This is a genomic window from Agriterribacter humi, from assembly GCF_009192765.1.
Taxonomy (GTDB): domain Bacteria; phylum Bacteroidota; class Bacteroidia; order Chitinophagales; family Chitinophagaceae; genus Agriterribacter; species Agriterribacter humi.
This window is the reverse complement of the sequence record NZ_VOHQ01000001.1, coordinates 198,519-216,214: the sequence shown is the minus strand read 5'-3', so window position 1 is coordinate 216,214 and position 17,696 is coordinate 198,519. Positions and strand designations below refer to the sequence as shown.

The 17,696-nt window shown below is 41.3% G+C and carries 21 protein-coding genes; 3 read left to right on the top strand and 18 right to left on the bottom strand.

All coding sequences use genetic code 11. The features are described 5' to 3' along the window. The first annotated feature begins 97 nt into the window (after positions 1-97). Together deoC and FRX45_RS00785 are read left to right on the top strand one after the other, a co-directional pair. A complete protein-coding gene (deoC, locus tag FRX45_RS00790; RefSeq protein WP_152266483.1) occupies positions 98-766 on the top strand; it encodes a deoxyribose-phosphate aldolase in 669 nt (222 codons plus the stop codon). 109 nt (positions 767-875) lie between these two features. After that, complete coding sequence (locus FRX45_RS00785; protein WP_152266482.1) at positions 876-1,343, top strand: SPOR domain-containing protein; 468 nt, start codon at positions 876-878, stop codon at positions 1,341-1,343. Between the two features lie 21 nt (positions 1,344-1,364). Here FRX45_RS00785 and FRX45_RS00780 read toward each other — a convergent pair whose 3' ends face one another. The 16 genes from FRX45_RS00780 to FRX45_RS00705 all read right to left on the bottom strand — a co-directional run bounded on the left by FRX45_RS00780 (position 1,365) and on the right by FRX45_RS00705 (position 14,219). Continuing rightward, on the bottom strand, positions 1,365-2,048 hold the full coding sequence (locus FRX45_RS00780; protein ID WP_152266481.1) for a TapB family protein: 684 nt from the start codon (positions 2,046-2,048) through the stop codon (positions 1,365-1,367). A 97-nt stretch (positions 2,049-2,145) separates the two neighbouring features. Next, positions 2,146-2,523 (bottom strand): hypothetical protein, encoded by a 378-nt coding sequence (locus FRX45_RS00775; protein WP_152266480.1) that lies wholly within the window; start codon positions 2,521-2,523, stop codon positions 2,146-2,148. Beyond that, positions 2,520-2,864 carry a hypothetical protein gene (locus FRX45_RS00770; protein WP_152266479.1) on the bottom strand — a complete coding sequence of 115 codons (345 nt, stop codon included), beginning with the start codon at positions 2,862-2,864 and terminating at the stop codon, positions 2,520-2,522. The genes FRX45_RS00775 and FRX45_RS00770 overlap by 4 nt, the downstream gene beginning before the upstream one ends. A 63-nt stretch (positions 2,865-2,927) precedes the next feature. Beyond that, positions 2,928-3,203 (bottom strand): YtxH domain-containing protein, encoded by a 276-nt coding sequence (locus FRX45_RS00765; protein WP_152266478.1) that lies wholly within the window; start codon positions 3,201-3,203, stop codon positions 2,928-2,930. Positions 3,204-3,548: 345 nt separating this feature from the next. Beyond that, complete coding sequence (locus tag FRX45_RS00760) at positions 3,549-4,277, bottom strand: NUDIX hydrolase (protein WP_152266477.1); 729 nt, start codon at positions 4,275-4,277, stop codon at positions 3,549-3,551. Between the two features lie 126 nt (positions 4,278-4,403). Further along, complete coding sequence (locus FRX45_RS00755) at positions 4,404-4,733, bottom strand: cyclomaltodextrinase C-terminal domain-containing protein (protein ID WP_152266476.1); 330 nt, start codon at positions 4,731-4,733, stop codon at positions 4,404-4,406. Next, entirely contained in the window at positions 4,684-4,857 is a 174-nt protein-coding gene (locus tag FRX45_RS00750) for a cyclomaltodextrinase N-terminal domain-containing protein (protein WP_152266475.1), read from the bottom strand. The genes FRX45_RS00755 and FRX45_RS00750 overlap by 50 nt, the downstream gene beginning before the upstream one ends. A gap of 7 nt (positions 4,858-4,864) precedes the next feature. Beyond that, the gene (locus tag FRX45_RS00745) at positions 4,865-5,341 is read right to left on the bottom strand and encodes a DUF4442 domain-containing protein (protein ID WP_152266474.1); all 477 of its coding nucleotides are present in this window, start codon (positions 5,339-5,341) and stop codon (positions 4,865-4,867) included. A gap of 44 nt (positions 5,342-5,385) precedes the next feature. Further along, entirely contained in the window at positions 5,386-6,990 is a 1,605-nt protein-coding gene (locus tag FRX45_RS00740; RefSeq protein ID WP_152266473.1) for a C1 family peptidase, read from the bottom strand. A 39-nt stretch (positions 6,991-7,029) separates the two neighbouring features. Beyond that, the gene (locus tag FRX45_RS00735) at positions 7,030-8,970 is read right to left on the bottom strand and encodes a protein-disulfide reductase DsbD family protein (protein WP_152266472.1); all 1,941 of its coding nucleotides are present in this window, start codon (positions 8,968-8,970) and stop codon (positions 7,030-7,032) included. 135 nt (positions 8,971-9,105) lie between these two features. Beyond that, positions 9,106-9,888 carry a segregation and condensation protein A gene (locus FRX45_RS00730; RefSeq protein WP_226804815.1) on the bottom strand — a complete coding sequence of 261 codons (783 nt, stop codon included), beginning with the start codon at positions 9,886-9,888 and terminating at the stop codon, positions 9,106-9,108. Positions 9,889-9,969: 81 nt separating this feature from the next. Beyond that, positions 9,970-10,923 (bottom strand): DUF3078 domain-containing protein, encoded by a 954-nt coding sequence (locus tag FRX45_RS00725; RefSeq protein ID WP_152266470.1) that lies wholly within the window; start codon positions 10,921-10,923, stop codon positions 9,970-9,972. 117 nt (positions 10,924-11,040) lie between these two features. Beyond that, positions 11,041-11,409: a large conductance mechanosensitive channel protein MscL gene (gene mscL / locus FRX45_RS00720; protein ID WP_152266469.1), complete on the bottom strand. Its 369-nt coding sequence runs from the start codon at positions 11,407-11,409 to the stop codon at positions 11,041-11,043. Between the two features lie 128 nt (positions 11,410-11,537). Continuing rightward, on the bottom strand, positions 11,538-12,284 hold the full coding sequence (locus tag FRX45_RS00715) for a PPK2 family polyphosphate kinase (protein WP_152266468.1): 747 nt from the start codon (positions 12,282-12,284) through the stop codon (positions 11,538-11,540). A gap of 169 nt (positions 12,285-12,453) precedes the next feature. After that, entirely contained in the window at positions 12,454-13,017 is a 564-nt protein-coding gene (gene frr, locus FRX45_RS00710; protein WP_152266467.1) for a ribosome recycling factor, read from the bottom strand. 62 nt (positions 13,018-13,079) lie between these two features. Further along, the gene (locus tag FRX45_RS00705) at positions 13,080-14,219 is read right to left on the bottom strand and encodes an MraY family glycosyltransferase (RefSeq protein ID WP_152266466.1); all 1,140 of its coding nucleotides are present in this window, start codon (positions 14,217-14,219) and stop codon (positions 13,080-13,082) included. A gap of 229 nt (positions 14,220-14,448) precedes the next feature. Here FRX45_RS00705 and FRX45_RS00700 point away from each other — a divergent pair, with 229 nt between their 5' ends. Next, positions 14,449-15,282, top strand: coding sequence for a transketolase (locus tag FRX45_RS00700; protein WP_152266465.1), 834 nt, complete (start codon positions 14,449-14,451; stop codon positions 15,280-15,282). Positions 15,283-15,365: 83 nt separating this feature from the next. Here the strand turns inward: FRX45_RS00700 and FRX45_RS00695 are convergent, their stop codons facing one another. Together FRX45_RS00695 and FRX45_RS00690 are read right to left on the bottom strand one after the other, a co-directional pair. After that, complete coding sequence (locus FRX45_RS00695; protein WP_152266464.1) at positions 15,366-16,775, bottom strand: hypothetical protein; 1,410 nt, start codon at positions 16,773-16,775, stop codon at positions 15,366-15,368. 86 nt (positions 16,776-16,861) lie between these two features. Continuing rightward, complete coding sequence (locus tag FRX45_RS00690) at positions 16,862-17,695, bottom strand: 3-keto-disaccharide hydrolase (RefSeq protein ID WP_152266463.1); 834 nt, start codon at positions 17,693-17,695, stop codon at positions 16,862-16,864. Position 17,696: the final 1 nt, after the last annotated feature.

Here is a 17,696-nt window from a genome sequence, read left to right as displayed (position 1 = left end):
AGAGAGAAGTGAAAGAAGGCGTTTTCAGCCTGTCGTTAGTAGTTTACTCAACTATAAACAATAAATTATAAACTACAAACTACAACTAACCTTCGAATTGAATAATATCGCCTCGTATATTGATCACACTTTTTTGAAACCTGATACAACATTAAAAGATGTTGAGCGGGTTTGTGGCGAAGCAATTGAATACCGTTTCGCTGCAGTATGCGTTCCCCCTTTATACGTAAAGAAAGCTGTAAAATTACTTGCTGGTTCAACAGTACAAACAGCTACTGTAATAGGATTTCCATTTGGGTATTCGGCTATTGAAGCAAAGCTGGCGGAAGTAGTATTGGCCATAGTAGATGGAGCAGATGAGCTGGATATGGTAGCTGATATTGCGGCTATAAAAAACAGCGACTGGCAATTTATTGCCGGCGAAATCAATGCTATACTGCCTGTGATCAGGAACAAGAGCCGCGTAATAAAAATTATTATAGAATCGGGGTTATTAACCATTGACGAGATCATTAAATGCTGCGAATTATATGGCGCTGCAGGTGTAGATTTTTTAAAGACCTCTACGGGTTATAGCGGAAAAGGCGCCACGGTTGAAGCTGTTCAACTCATGAGGCAGTATCTTCCGCCGCATATCCAGATAAAGGCATCTGGTGGGATACGTAGTTTCACATTTGCCCGCGAACTCCTTTCTGCGGGAGCAAATCGTATCGGATGCAGCAGCAGCATTGATATTATGAAACAATCGGGCAATAACCTGGTATGATTTTTATATTTAACATTATTAAAAGCTAAAGTGCATTTCTGCGCTTTGGCGCGTATGTAAAAGAGTATGTACATTAGCATTCAGCATCAATGTCATTAAATCGCTCATCATGAAAAAAATATGTATTTCCGCCATCGCTTTTTTTATTGTTTTGGGAGCAATTGCGCAAGATTTGGTAAATGATTCCCTGCAGCATGTTTCCGTAAACAGCGATCCGAGGGTAAATGCACTTGTAAAAAAGAACAGGGAGATTAATGAAGCCACCTATTTAAAAACAATCAGGAATATGTCGGGATTCCGTTTACAGGTAATCAACACCAATGACCGGAAGAAAGCGCTTTCGGTTAAAACCCGGATGTTAAGCGATTTTCCGGGTGAGAAAACGTATTTCATTTATCATTCTCCTTATTTCAAAATTCAAATGGGTAATTTCCGAACGAGGGAAGATGCGGAAAGTCTGCTACAGGAGGTAAAAAAAATTTATCCTTCCGGCGTATTTATTGTGCCATCAAAGATACAGATAAAGCCTTCTAAAGACGGGGAACTTATATTGGGTGTCGTAAGTGATAAGCCCTAAGTAAGCAGTCAGGTTATTATATTATCCCTGTTTTACAGCAACAATTTCGGTTGACCCGGTTTCACTTACGGTTTTAACAATGCCAAATCCGGGGGCATACCATTCCGTTGCATTATAGTTCAGTGGTATGGCAATGGGACCTGTTTGAATATTCAGGTTTACCCGGTAGCTTATCGCTATACAGTTCCAGGTACCGGCCTTTGTGCTTACTTTTTCTGTACCGGTTACTCTCCTGTTAAAGATCTGCATTTTTAAAATTTGCTTTAAACCGTTATTGTCAATCTCCATATTAAATGCCCCGTCTTTTAACTGGTCGCCGGTTTTCATTACAGCGGGATATTCAAGAAATGCATTTTTAACTTTGGCATGTGCTTTATTAAATTGTTCGGTTTGTTGCTGTGGAAGAAATAAGTTCATGTCAATCATGATGATACCATTGCTGCATTTTACATTACTAACTCCCTTATTCACAGATTTTCCTTCCTTATCAAGCAAGTTGGTATGTATGGTGGCTGTAGTTGTATTGCCTTTGGCAGGTTGACTGGAAATTTTATAAATGATTGTTCCGTTTGCGTTTCCTTTTTTGTTGTATACTGCAAGCTCTACAGTTTTATTATTTTGCAAAAGGTAGAACGATGCACAATTTTGTGCACTGGTATCCTGGTTTGCGAATGCAAAAGCAAGGACAAGCAATAAATTTTTCATAAAATGCGGGTTGTTCACTTACGAAAGATAGAGAATTATTCCCTATAAGAGAACAACCATTGAAAACAATGACGGAGAAGTGACGGCAGGAAGAGCTTTAGGCCGCTTTTTTATCTTTAGTGAACAGACTGGTAACGAATTTTTTCCAGATAGATATTTTCGTACCTATTTCTTTGCTGGTTCCTAATTGCAGTGCCGCCCCAATAGCTTTTTTTGCAATGCTTCCTGAAGGATTCCAGAATAAACGGCCGCCTGCATATCCGAGTCCGAATTTAAGAACTGTGTTAAGTATTCCGTTTTTAAATCCCTGATCTGAAGTAATTCCATGAAAGGCGCTTTTTATCAGGTTAGCCGGCTTAAAACTTTCGTAAGTTTCTTTGAACTTTCCTTTTAATTCTCCCTCCATAACAAGGGTTTGCTCTTCCAGTACTTTAATCCTGGCTTTAATATCTTCTGAGCGTAATGGAATATTCATTTCAATATTTTATTGATAACAGCATTATAAAATGGTGTTTTTATCAGGCTCTTCCGTGCCAGGTACAGGATCAGGCCCAATAAAAAATAAAAACCGGCGACAATAAAAAAACCATAATATACTTCACCAAGCCATTTTCCCAATAACAATGCGATACCGGTATTCAACGCTACAATTCCAATAAAAGCAGTAAAGATGACAATAAGCTGCGAAACGAGCGATGCAGCCATCTCCGTACTTTTATCAACTGCTTTTAATTTCCACAGTTCCGTTTTTGCTTCTATATAGCGGCCCGTATCTTCAATTAACATTGTTATATTTTCAGAGACTGATTCTTTCATTATTATGAGTATTTTATGCCGCCGGAATATTAATGGTTGTTAGCGCCACATCAGTGTGGTTTTTTAAGTCATTGAATTTTTTGCCTGGCCGCCAAAGGTGCTCACCTTGCCTTTTTCGGCTACGTCTTCCACTTCATTTTTTGCATTGCGGTATTTGTCTTTTACCGTGTCAACAAAATCATCGAAGCTGTGTTTCAACTGATCACCCATGTCAGTGGTATTCTTCGATATTTTTTTCCTGGTTTCAGAACCTTTGTCGGGAGCGAAAAGAATACCCGCTATTGCACCTATGGCTGCGCCTGCCAATAAGCCCAGCAATACTTTAGAATCTGCTTTCATAATAGTTGATTTTAATAGTGATAATAATCATTTATTTTTTATTACTGTATAGTAATACATTTTCCTGCCAAAAATAAATAGTAGGTTTAACCGCCCCGGTATTGGTTTGTAAAGAAGTGCCCCCGTTTTTTATGAGCAATAAATTCCCCATCCTGTGGAATATCTCCTATGAAAAGCAATAAATGATAGTAAAGTTACACTTTAAAACCGGCTAAAAAAATACTGGCATATTTATTCGATAGTACTATTGTATTCAGGAAGTTAGTTTAGGGGTTTATAAAAGGCCGGGCTTTTTCAGTCCGGCCTTTTTATGTAAAATATTTTATCGGGTGTGCTGTCTACTGTTTAAAAATCTATGCCCAGCCATTTCTTTTTTTTCGTTTTTCCATATTTTTCATAATCAAATCTGTATAATTTTCCCGGCCGGTGAGGTACATTATTTTCCAGCACACCCGTATCAATGAGCAATCCCATACTAAAAAATTTTTTCCGGAAATTTCTTCTGTCCATTTTTTCACCCAGAATATTTTCATATAAAAGCTGGAGATCGCGCAACGAAAATTCTGTTTCCAGTAAGCGTAATCCTAATGGGTGTTCCTGCATCCGGTACTGAAGCCAGTTATAGCATGCGTCTAATATCTCCTTATGGTCAAAAGCCATTTCTTTAATTTCATGCACATCATGCCAGTGTAATTCATTATCCAGGATTTTTAATTCATTATGCCTGATATTAATAAGAGAGCAATAGGAAATGGTTATTACCCTTCCTTTGGGATGCCGGTTTACCTTGCCAAAAGTGCGTACCTGTTCCATATATACATCATTTAACCCCGTGCGGTCTTTTACAATCCGCGAAACAGCAGCATCAATATCTTCATCTGGTTTAACAATATCTCCAAGCAGCGACCAATGATCTTTATAGGGTTGCATATCGCTTTTAATAAGGAGAACTTTCAGTTTATTGTCGTCAAAACCAAAGATCACGCAGTCTACCGACACGCCAACTGTAAAATCTGGTACATGTACCGGTTCACCGGGAATAGGATTGCCGGAAATAACTTGATTTTTTTTCATGATGTAAAACGTTTGCTTTTCTGTGTGCACGGCTCTAATATTGCCGCAAATATAGGTTGAAGATATATAGTAAACCATACATCCGGACAATGGCAGAGCGCATCGCAGAGCGAAAGCACCCTATTTTTACAACTCAAGTACCCATGTAGTATTGGCAGGTATTGAAAATACTTCAGATTGTATTATATCACCTGTAGTAATATTCTTCGCATACAAAAAACAATTGGTACGTTCGGCAAATCGTGCAGATGCTATTGTCCTTGCTTCTTTGGAGTTATTGGATACAACAGCTATGGTTTGCTGCTCATTGTAACGGAAATAAACGTATACCCCGTCTGCAGGAACAAACTGCATGAGCTTACCGGTAGTAAGCGCAGGAGAATGCTTTCTAAAAAGAGCCAGCTTTTTAACAAAAATTGATTTGCATGGTTTCGTCGGCAATATCAAATCCGGCATGTAATAATAATTGTAGTTTGGGATTGTTCATTCCGGTCCACCAGTTGGATGGATATATTTTTGCATACTGGGCACTGGCTTTTGCAGCAAACACAATAAAAAAGATGAAAACTATTTTTTTCATAGTCCGCTTATTTGCGCCTAACCTTAAATGACCAGGTGAAATTAAACACGGCCACTAACTCTCCTGCCTCATTGGTTCCGGAGGTTTGTACAGTAATCATATTATCGCCATTGGCGGCGATGGCTTCCTCTATTGCATCCCGTAGCGCTATCCCGTCTCTGCATACAAAGGATGTAAGATCAGTAGCTTTTTTATAATAGGCTGCGCTCATATCTGTTATCAGCATGGATACAGAGGGGCTGCGCTTGTAAACATTAGCCAGGCATAAGGCACCGGTACTCATTTCGGCGGCCATAGCCAGGCAGGCAAAATATGTGGAACCAAACGGGTTTCCTGAAAACCACTTATACGGTACCGTTACCACGCATTTTTCTTCTGAAATAGATTTTATTCTTACACCCGAAAAATAAGCGCCGGGCAACTTCAAAAATAAGAACATGCGGAACTTTAGCGGGTTACGGACCAGTTTAATAAATGCGTTCATACGGCAGGTTTGTTTTCAGGAAATATTTTTGGCAATACGGTTATTTATTGTTTGCTTATTTCTACCACACATGTGGCTACCTGGTTATTTCCTGCAGCACTCTGGAATTTAATAGTACCTGTTGCTGTGCTTTCGTACCGGATATTGGATGTACTTTGGGTACGTAAAGCATTATTTACCCGTACAGCATAATCAGTTTGTGGTTGCTGGCTGATCGTTTGATTGAGCTTATACCAATCCAATGGCTGTTTGCTTACCACCACCACCATCATATCTTTGGTGCCAATACTGTCGGGCATCATGCTTTTATCTTTTGGAAACAGCCGGTAGCCGGTAATGCCGCAAAAAGGTGAGTACTTTGTTGTCGAAGGATCTTTGGCGTTGGGATAAGGAAATAAGGTATAACTGCTGCCATCGGTTTCCTTACCAAATACATAGATGTAGCATTCGGTAGTATTCTTCACTTCCATTTTAAATTTTGTACCGACTTTAACGGGCATAGTGGTTTCGAAACGATTGCCGGCATTTACGCGTAATGGGATGTAACTCTTCGGACTTGTTTTTTTTCCATCGTATTGCACTTCCATCAAACCAATTTCACATGCAAAAGGGGTATTGGCGGCGCTACCGGCTTTTGCCATAGGTTCTAATCCATAGGCTTCTCTTACGTATCTGTTAAAATCAGGATAGCGCACCCAGGCAAATCCGTTGTTTCCCCATTCGGGTCCCCAGCTATTCATGATTAAAAAAGAGCCGCCATATTTTGTATCGTCATAACCTACTACGCATTGTGCATGGCCGCCAAAGCCCATCATGCCGGCATCACCCGGCCCGGGATACCACACATCTTTTCCCAGCATGTTTTGCATATAACTTTCTCCAACCATCATTCCTATTACAACAGGGGCGCCCTGGGCAAGATTTTCTTTAATAGCCCGCATATCCAGTTCTTCGGTGTTATCCCCTTTGGTTAGCCTGTTAAAGCCGCGCATTTTAAATTCGCCTGCCTGCTGAATTAAATTGGTTGAGGGCTGCTGGGTGCAATTCTGATCATTGTACGGAAATTGTTCATAAGGCAATGAACCCTGCCTGGTCATGTATTCCATAGCCTTTATGATATAAGAGCCCTGGCAGCCATCGAGCCCGATCTGGTTGTACAAAAAAGCGGGGCTGAATTTTACCTGGTCGGCAGCTTGCCCCGTACGGGCGGCTTCCAGTATGCTTCTTGCTGCGTAGGCACTGCTCCAGGCCACGCAACTTCCCTGTTCTCCCTGGTTGCCTACCTGCGGCGCATAGCGTTGCAGGTTAGTAGCTTCGGGTAATGGGTTTTTTGTATCATCTTCTTCTAATGCTTCATAAATGCTGGCTTTCTGAAATTGCCGTGGATCGAGTATTCCTCCGGTAGCCAGTTGCCCTGCCTGGCTTACGATATTCCCGCAACCACTGCGCCCCAGTAAAAAATAACCTCCTATTCCAATAGCTGCGATTACCAAAATTCCTTTAATTCCAAAAATCCGCAGTAAAAGGGGTAAAAAAGCCAACAGCCCGCCACCACCGCCACGTAAACCGCCTCCGCCTCTTTGTTCGCCGCCACCATCATTAAATTGTTCCTGTTGATCCTGCGGATCGTCTGTCATCCGTATGGGCATAACACGATTAGTTTAGTTAACCTAAATGTAAGCGATTTTTTATTGATTTGATGTGTATGCTTTCAGCCCGCAGTTTAACCAGTCTTCGTATTTTTTAACGTCTGGCGTATAGCCAACAGGATGGGTCATTAATTTGCCTTCATGGTTTAAGATAACATACAGTGGCTGGGTAGATTGCCCGAAATTTTCAGATTGAAAAGTAGCCCATTTGTCGCCTATGGTTTCAATATCCTTCTCTTTTCCACCGGGGAAAGTATAGGTGAATCTTTCGGATGGGGGGAGTTTTTTACGGTCATCAACATACAATGAAACGAGGATGAATTTTTCTGTAAGAAGAGATGAAATCTCAGGCTTGGTCCAAACCTGTTCTTCCATTTTGCGGCAGTTTACACAGGCCCACCCGGTAAAGTCAATAAGAATAGGTTTGTTTTGCTCCGCGGATAGCTGCACCGCTTTTTCATAATCATTTATTACATGTGGTTCAACACCTTTGCCATGCACGTTTTTTTTGCCATATACACTGTAGCTTAATGGTGGCGGAAACCCGCTTAATAAGGTAAGATTGGCATAATGCGAAGGAGTGAGGCCCGGCACAAGATATACCGCAAAAATAAAGGATAATATGCCCAGCACTTTGCGCGTTGCCGATATTTTTTGTCCTTTATAATCATGAGGAAGCTTTAACCATCCAAAAAGATAACAACCCAGTCCCAATGCAATCAATAGCCAAATGCCTATAAATACTTCCCGTTTCAACAAGCCCCAGTGTTCTACCAGGTCGGCATTGGAAAGAAACTTAAAGGCCAGTGCCAGTTCTGCAAATGCAAGTATTTTTTTTACCGTATCCAGCCACCCGCCACTTTTGGGCAGCGATTTTAACCAGTTGGGAAACATGGCAAACAACGCGAAAGGCAATGCCAGGGCGGTTCCAAATCCTGCCATGCCGGTGGTGAGCGACCATGCACCTTCGGATGCGGTACCCACAAGCAAAGTGCCCAATATTACACCGGTACAGGAAAAAGATACAATAACAAGGGTTAGCGCCATAAAGAATATACCACTTATACTACCCAAACTACTTTTTGCATCTGCTTTACCGGCGATGCCTGCAGGCAGGTTTATTTCGAAATAACCAAAAAATGAAACAGCAAAAAAAATGAAAACGGCAAAGAAAAAAACATTGAGCCATGCATTGGTTGAAATATTATTAAATATTTCGGGTTGCACATTGCCGATAACATGAAATGGGATACTGGCTAAAACGTAAATAAGGAAAATGAAAAAGCCGTATAATATACCATTGCGTATCGCCTGATTTTTATTTGATGCCCTGTTGGTAAAAAAAGAAACGGTAACGGGGATCATAGGAAATACGCACGGCGTAAGCAGGGCGATTATTCCCCCCACAAGGCCTAGAAAAAAAACAGTAAGTAAACTCTGACCTGATGCATGCGCATCGCCGCAGGGTAATACGGGATGCTTAAGATCCACTCCCTGCAATTTAATCTGGCTGGCAGCAACAGGCGCTATGCCACCTTCGAACTGTATGTTTTTTGTTTCTTCAAGCGGAATAAACGCTTCATTGTTAGAAGCAAAACCATGTAATGCTATTTTAAGCGACGCAGGAACATCGCCTGTAATATTTATTTTTTGGACGAGTGTAAAATTGCCGGTATATACATGCAGTTCCCGGTTTTCAAAAACGGGATCCTTTATTATTGTTGCCCCGGGGGTGGCAGTAGTTTTTCCGTCTTTTTGAATATTGTCGTTGTCCCAGCTTATATGCAATCCTTCCAGTTCCAGATCTGTAATAGAATCTGCATACACATGCCATTTTTCGGCAAGGCTGGCCTTTATCGTAATCGTATAGGAAGCGGCACTGTTTTTTTGGCTGTTTGCCTCCCATTGCAAAGGACTATCCTGCGCAGCACAAAACAGGGGCAGCAGAAAAAGAAGAAAAAGGATAGCGTTTGATTTCATGTAATAAAAATAGTAGCCGTTTGGGTTGTAAATGCTTTTGCAGAGATTATGGCAGTTAGCGATCGGCTTTCAGCGATCAATTCATATCGTTAGTAATTACTCACCCGATAGCTGACGGCTGATAGCTGGCAGCTATCATTCCCCTACTTCATCAAGAGATACCAGTTCCTCCCTGTTTTCATTCCATTCCACGATAAAATTGTTTCTGCCTTCACCGGTAATGATGCTCATGTATTTTTGTTGTACCAGTTCAAGCAAAGAAAGAAAAAGAAAAATGGCGTGTATACGGTTCTCACAAATTTCAAAAACCTTTTCGAATGCCGCCGTTTTTTCAGCATGTACCATATCAAGCATATATTCCCTGCTGCTCTCCATGGTATAATGATAATTATATACCACATGCTGGGGCTTGTTATTGCGATCATGCAACCGTTGCATTACCCTTTCAAAAGCCTTCATCAGCTTAAACATGGTAATGGTTTGTATTTCGGTGCCTTCACCTGCATCTTCACCCACCTGCACCATTTCTTTTTGAATATTACCCCGCTTTACCATCAGCATGCGAATCGCTTCCATTTCTGCCATTTTTATAGAAGCTTCCTTAAACCGTTTGTATTCAAGCAATTTATCAATCAGTTCCTGGCGCGGATCAATTTCATTACCCTGCTCATCTATTTCCTTGCGGGGCAGCAGCATTTTTGCTTTGATGCGCATAAGTGTGGATACAAAAAGTATGAACTCACTGCTCAATTCTATACTTAAATCTTCCGCACCGTGCATGTAGGTTACAAAATCATTGATGATTTTTGTGATCTGTATATCATAAATATCAAGTTCATCCCTTTCGATAAAGAATAATAAAAGGTCAAAGGGACCTTCAAATTGGGGTAGCTTGATCTGGTATGATTCTGTATTCACTATGCAATATTTAAATACTACGTCCCGCCGGTTTTACACAATGTAACCGAAACGGGACGCAGCAAATGTAAGAAACGAAAATCAGTTTTTAAAACGATAAGATAAACCAATGCCCATCAGCTCTTTGAGCTGAAGTTTTGGACCACGCGGATTACCGTCTGCATCAATTGTTTTTACATCATCATCATAAATCATATCCAGTGAAAGACTTACCGTAATCAGTTTGTTTACCTTTACCAGCAGCATATTGGTCATATAAAGATCAATATTCTGTGGATTATTCAGGTAGTTTGAAAACAAATCAAGCCGCCCCACATAAGATGCGTTTTCGCTGATATTGGCTTTGTAATTTACAGAAGCAAAAGCGCCAAATTCAGTTTTTACCTTTTCTCCCGGATCTACACCAAATGCCCCGGCATCCGATAATCCATCATCGTTTACAATCGTCCATCTTGCTGTTGCAGGAGAAAGCGATACGGAAAAATTTTCATTGGGCTGATAAGTTACACCCGGTGAAAGCAATATATAGGCCGGCGAAAGAAAATTTGAAGTCAGTATTTTGTCCTGGTCTTTAGGATAAGCATATCCTTTTGATAGCTGCGTTCTGAAATTAAATAATGCACTGGCATACCAGTTTCCTTTGCCAAGCTGGTAGCCGTATTTGGAAAGAAAATCAAATCGGTCATCTGCTTTTCTGCTTCCAAGGCTGGTTGTGTTTACAAAACCATAAGCAATGTCTAATGTGTTATCCCAGATATGCCTGTCTTTTTTGTAAAAAGCATATAAGTTGAGAAGAGCAGCAACGGATAAAGATGACTTGTCGCCACCCGCAGCCCAGTTGCTTAAAGCGCCCTGGTTTACATTAACACTGAAAAGTCCGCCCTTTTTCCAAACCTGGGGAATCGTATCATTCGGGTCTTTGGTGATAGCTCTTCCTGCCGCATCCCGCATTTCTGATACGGTAGGATCCTGTGCATATAACACAGTGGTAAAAACAAAAGAAACAAGGAAAGCACTAAGTAAGATTTTTTTCATGGTTGTAAAATTTGCGCGAAAGTATAAAAAACGTTTTGTTCCTGTATAAAATAAAAACCTGGTACTCAGGAATACCAGGTTTTTACACAAATAATGCACCAGAGTGGTTGCTACCAATTATTTTTTTAACTCATCGCGTATCTCCATCAGTAATTTGTCGGTAGAAGAGGGAGCGGCAGGAGCAGCAACTTCTTTTTTCTGCAAGCTTTTCATGGCCCTGATAATGAGGAACAGGATGAATGCAATAATCACAAATTTGATGATCGCCGAAAGAAATTTACCATATTTTACAGCGCCCCACATTAACTGGTCGAGGTTTTCTGCATTCGCGGCTTTTAAGGCAGGCGTGAGCAGTAAAGGAGTAATAACGTCATCCACAAGTGAGGAAACAATTGCTCCGAAAGCACCGCCAATGATTACGGCAACGGCCAGGTCTACTACATTGCCTTTTAATGCAAAATCTTTAAAATCTTTAATGAAGCCCATAGTGTTGGTTTTTTAAGATTAGAAAAAAAATCTCACTGAATATAATACTAATATCTATTTCAATGTATAATTTTTTTAATTTGAAGGGAGAGGGGTTATACACAAAAAATACACCGGTAGTTATTATGCTACTTCTTTAAACCGGGATATTGCATGTTGAGCTGTTTCAGCGTGGAGTGCAGAGCAGAAGCAATGAGGTGCTCCTTATACCAGTTTTGATCTGCCGGAATGATATGCCAGGGTACGGCATTGCAATGTGCAAAGCAATCCTCATACATCTTCATATAAATGTCCCAGTGTTTGGCTTCTTCGAAATCTTTCTCATTGTACTTCCACATTTTAGCCGGGTCATGTATTCTTTCGTTTAATCTTTGCTGTTGTTCTTCGGGAGAAATATGAAGGTAGAATTTAAGAATATGGGTATTGTTGTGCTGCGTAAGCAGGGACTCGAAATCATTGATGGCCTTCATTCTTTTTTTAGCCGTTTCATCATCGCACCATTTATGCACCCTGGTTACCAGTATATCCTCGTAGTGCGACCTGTTGAATATCTGTATTACCCCTTTGCGGGGTGCGGCGGCGTGTACTCTCCATAAAAAATCATGTGCCATTTCTTCCTCAGTCGGTACTTTAAATGACTTAACGGTTACGCCCTGCGGATTAAGTTCTCCAAATACATCCCGTATAACCCCGTCTTTTCCACTGGCGTCCATACCTTGTATTACTACTAATATGGCATGCTTGCCTTCTGCAAAAAGCAGGTTTTGCAGGTCATCCAATTCAAGTAGTATTTCTTCTGTCTTTATTTTTGTTTTTTCCTTATTATAACGCTTAGGTGCGCGGGTACTGATGTTTTTTAATTTTATAACAGCCATGATTACCTGATTAAGATTCATCTCGCACCCTGTATTTACTCATCACTCACTATTTACCACTCACCATCTCACCACTCACGTTTCACCTCTCTCTTCTCACCCATGAAACGATAAACTCTATTTATCACTCACTTACCACTCCTCACCACTTACTACCTGCTGTTTACAATCACACCGCCATCATTTCTTTTTCCTTGGAGGCAAGATAATTGTCTATTAACGTAATATATTTATCGGTGAGTTGCTGAATTTCTTTTTCTGCATCTTTGCCCGCATCTTCACTTAACCCGTTTTTCTGCAACTTTTTAATATCTTCTATTGCGTCCCGGCGTATACTGCGCACAGCTACTTTCGACTGCTCTCCTTCGGCATGCACTTTTTTAACCAGTTCCCTTCTTCTTTCCTCTGTTAGCGGGGGAAGAAAGAGGCGTATAATTATTCCATCGTTTTGCGGGGTTACGCCTATATTGGCTCCAATAATAGAACGTTCAATGGGCTGGAGCATGTTTTTTTCCCATGGCTGAATGGTTAAGGTACGGGCATCAGCTACTGAAATATTTCCTACCTGGCTAATAGGCGTTGGCGATCCATAATAATCTACAACCAGTCCGTCAAGCATCTGGGGTGTAGCCCTTCCGGCCCTGATCTTTCCCAGTTCCACTTCCAAATGGCTGATTGCTTTTTTCATGGCATCTTCACCAACATCTAAAACAAATGATACTTCTTCTGACATAATTAAAAAAATTAAATACGTTGCAAAGCTAACAAATGGAAAGAATAAAATGAATATGGAAATCAGTTACGTTCAGCCGCTTTTTTTGCAGGAGTTAAAGGCATGATCCTGGAAGGCTTGGGCTTGGTAAGTTGCAGGATATCTTCAGTATTCCCATTGGCAACAACCATAAGCCTGGGTTTGCGCAGGTATACCAATGCAAAGCCCGCAAATGCAAGTGTTATTAAAAGCGGGATAAGAATATTAATGCTAAGAAAACTTAAGAAATACGCAACGGCAACAAAGAAAATATTTACCACAATTAAAGTAAAACTCACCGCTTTGTGCGTCATTCCTCTGTCTAACAGAATGTGATGAATATGGTTGCGGTCGGGACTGAATGGTGAACGCCGGTTAAATATACGGATGGAAAAAACTCTTAGTGTATCGAACAAAGGAATGATAAGCAGGGCAATCGCAATTGCAGGAGACGCATGCAAAGGTACTGTGGCTCCGGGTGAATCTGCAATATTGATGAACTGAACTACCAAAATGGCATTGATCAATCCTATTAATAAAGAACCGGTGTCGCCCATAAAAATACGTGCGGGTGACCGGTTGAAAATTAAAAAAGCCAGCAGGCTGCCGCACATGGCAAAAGCAAGGGCCGCATATTCTGCATGGGCGGCAACATAAAAATATACTCCAAAAGTTAATGTGGTAAAAATCCCCAGCCCCGCCGCAAGCCCGTCAACACCATCAATAAGATTAAAGGAGTTGATAATTACAATTACGGTAAGATAGGTTAAGGTTAAACTAATTACTTCGGGCAGTTCGTTTACCCCAAGAAAACCGTGCATACTTTTGATAACAATCCCTCCCTTATAAATAATAATAAAAGCGGCTATAATTTGCCCTATGATCTTTTTCATTGGGGTAAGGATAAGAATATCATCCTTCAGTCCAAGAAAAAATATAACCAATGCCGCCGCAAAATAATATTGAAAACCGGGAGCAGAGCTGAAAGAAATGGTCATGAGGCAGGAAATGATAAAACCTGCAAATATGCCCAGTCCGCCCAGTGAGGGAACCGGCATAGCGTGTATCTTTCTTGCATTCGGCAGATCGTACAGCTTCTTTATTTCAGATACATTAATAATTACAGGTATTGCAGTAAATGTAATAACGAAAGCTAAAATAGTTGCCAGCAAAATGATTTCCATCCGGTTCGCTTTAAAGGTGCGAAAATATGATAATTATTTTATTTGCATAAATACAATGCAAAGAACGAAAGATTATACACTGTACTACTGATACGTACTGCCTGTATAAAACGGTTGGCATAATATGTTAGTATTGAGAAATAAAACTATATTTCTCAAAAAATGCAATCCTATCTACTTATATCCAACAGTTTATTTAGCTTTGGCACCATTTTAAAAGCGAAAAATTATGCCAGAATTAAAAGACATAGCCACACAGATCCGGAGAGACATAGTAAGAATGGTACATGCCTGCCAAAGCGGACACCCGGGAGGATCATTGGGATGTGCTGACTTTTTTACCGCACTTTATTTTGATATTATGAAACACGACCCTTCATTTAATATGGATGGTAAGGGTGAAGACCTGTTTTTTCTTTCAAACGGGCATATTTCACCGGTGTTTTATGCTACGCTTGCCAGGTCGGGCTATTTTCCGATCACTGAGTTGGCCAGTTTTAGAAAAATAAATTCAAGGCTTCAGGGGCATCCGGCCACCCATGAGCATTTGCCTGGTATAAGAGTGGCTTCAGGATCGCTGGGGCAGGGAATGAGCGTGGCTATAGGTGCGGCACTCGCTAAAAAATTGAATAATGACGATAAACTTGTTTTTTCCCTGCACGGAGATGGTGAATTAGACGAAGGACAAAACTGGGAAGCTATTATGTTTGCGGCCCACAATAAGGTAGATAATCTGATTTCCACTATTGATTGGAACGGTCAGCAAATTGATGGTCCCACGCAAAAGGTGATGGATTTAGGCGATATAGGCAAAAAGTTTGAAGCCTTTGGCTGGACAATTCTTCAAACCAACGGTAATGATATTGATGACCTGATCGGCACTGTAAACAAAGCAAAATCACTTACCGGAAAGGGTAAGCCCATTGCCATAATGATGCATACTATTATGGGAAAAGGGGTAGATTTTATGGAAGGTCACCACGAGTGGCATGGAATAGCTCCAAACGATGAACAATTACAAAAAGCGTTGGCCCAATTGCCGGAAACATTGGGGGATTATTGAGAGAGGTAGGTGAATTTTAAGATTGATTCAGGTTGCAGGTTACAAGTTACAGGGGAACATCCGTTTCAATTTGAGTTTATCGTTTATTTCAACACTTTTTTAATAGCTTTCATTAATACCTTTTCAACTTCGGGCGCCGTACCTGAAACAATACCACTGGTTTCGTAACCGCCCTGGGTATAGGATATTTTAGTACCAATATAACCCGGACCGTAATCTTCATAGGCGGCTGTGCATACCTGTGCACCCGGTTTTATTTTTTGGGCCGCTAACTGGTATTCTACAAACAGTTCGCCCGGTAAATTCAGCAACCATACCTTGCCTAACCGCAGAGCGGATATATTTACTTTTTGGCCTGCTACAGACCGTTGGTACCAGGCTAATTTTTCTGCCGCCGCCACTTTTTCCGCTGCTGATTTTTTTTCATCCGATAAGGTGGCTCTCAATTCCGCCTCCAATATGTTTTTTCCAAGGGGGAGTTTTACCTCCGTATTTTTCCAGCTCATATCTTTTCCGCTTATTGCTGTTTTTTTAGTTTGCTCCCAGGCTTCATGCATAGCAGTTTCTACCCGGTTTGCCAGCACTGGTCGCATGGCTTTAGAGCCATCGTTGTATTTGCCGGCTGCAATATTGCCGCTGGCGCCGTTAAAATGAATATGTGGAATGCCCCCCGTTTCTTTCTCTCTTGCATTACGGGCTATGCCAATAAATTCGCAGGTTACATCACCGTCTCCATAATAACTTTGAGGATGTGTAGTATAATATGTCATTATGGCTAACGGATTTTCATTATTCCAAAAACTCACGCATTTCAGCCAGGGGTCAATCAGCCCTTCCGGAGCGGCTATAGCGGCGGAATCGGTAGTGGCGCTCCAGCGAATAATTTTCACCTTACCGTTTTCGTCTAATATGCGGCGGTTGGAAGCTACCTTATCAACCTTTGCTTGTCCAAAACCAAGATGCGTAACGGGCTGTGTATTTTTTACAGCCTTACTAATGGCATCGGATACATGCTGAATAGCCGCGTGTAAAAATGCGGTATCAAAGCGGATGCCGCCCATACCATATTCATCCATAATCCTTGCCATGGTAAAATCGCAATGAATACCATCGTGCTGATGCAGTGCATGTACCGACACCCGCTCAATGCTGGTATTAGCCGCTTCCGCCAAACGCCGGCGCCATACTTCCAGCCCTTCATTTCCAATACCTATCCAGTCTACAGCGCATAATACAATGGGCTTTTCATCCGAAAGAATAACGATTCCCCTGGCGCTGAGCGAATCCATAATGGATCGGGCTGTAGCATACGCCACCGGGCTACCGATTGGTGGCGTAACATTCGCATTAAAAACCCCAATGCGTATTTGCTGGGCAAAAGCTGTACCTGCACCAATAAAAAAAATAAAGAATCCAAGCACAATCGGTTTCAGTGGCGGCTTATGCGACATTTGTTTTTTATTACAGATTTTAAGTTTCACTTTCCTGTTCATTGAAGTAAGATAATGGCAGATTCTATACTCACCGTGTCCGGTAACCGCAGTATTAGCGGGATACTTTTTTTAGCAGGCTATCCCCGCTATTCTGTACTTATTGGCGTGAGTTCGATCCGTCTTATCAGCATTTCCGCGCCTTCGGATTGAATTTGTATCCGTCCTTTTGCGGGTTTAACCTGCATGGCCTGATTTACCAGCACGCCATTTAAAAATATAGAGATATCATTTCCTTTGGCAACAACTTCCATCCTGTTCCATTCCCCCACTGGTTTTTCAACATCGCTTTTCCCCCTAAAATCAATTACATCCTCCCAGTCTGCATCGCGGCCATACCAGTTAATGCGCCCGCCATGAATAGTAACAGGCTTGCCATCCGGCTGAAAAAGATAACTGCCTCCCTGTTTTTCAGTTGCTACCGGGCAGGTAATAGCAAACTTTTCAGTTTTATCGCCAACCACCAGTAAGTCGCCCGTGCCGCCTTCTATAATCTGGCATTCAATTCCGTGCATCCAGGTACCATCATAACCGCCATCCATTCCGGTAGAATGTACCAGTATACCATTGTCTCTTGCATTCTTTACACGTGGTTCCCATGTTTTTGTTCCCCATTTAAATTCAACAGTTAGCGTGAAGTTTTCATATTCTTTGTTGGTAGTAATGCAACCCCATTCCTCACCCGAAACCCTAATCATCTTATCGTTAACCGTAAATACTTTTTGGGGATCGCTGCCTCTTCCCCGCCCTTTAATAAAAGTGTACCAGCCTTTTAGATTTTTGCCATTGAAGAGCTCAATCGTTTTGTTGGTTTTTGTGTCTCTGGCACTTAATAAGGATGCATTGGTTTGCGCAAAATTTCCTGTCGCGATAAATGTTAATGCGCAAATGAATGCCAGAAAAATAAGGATTCTTTTTTCCATT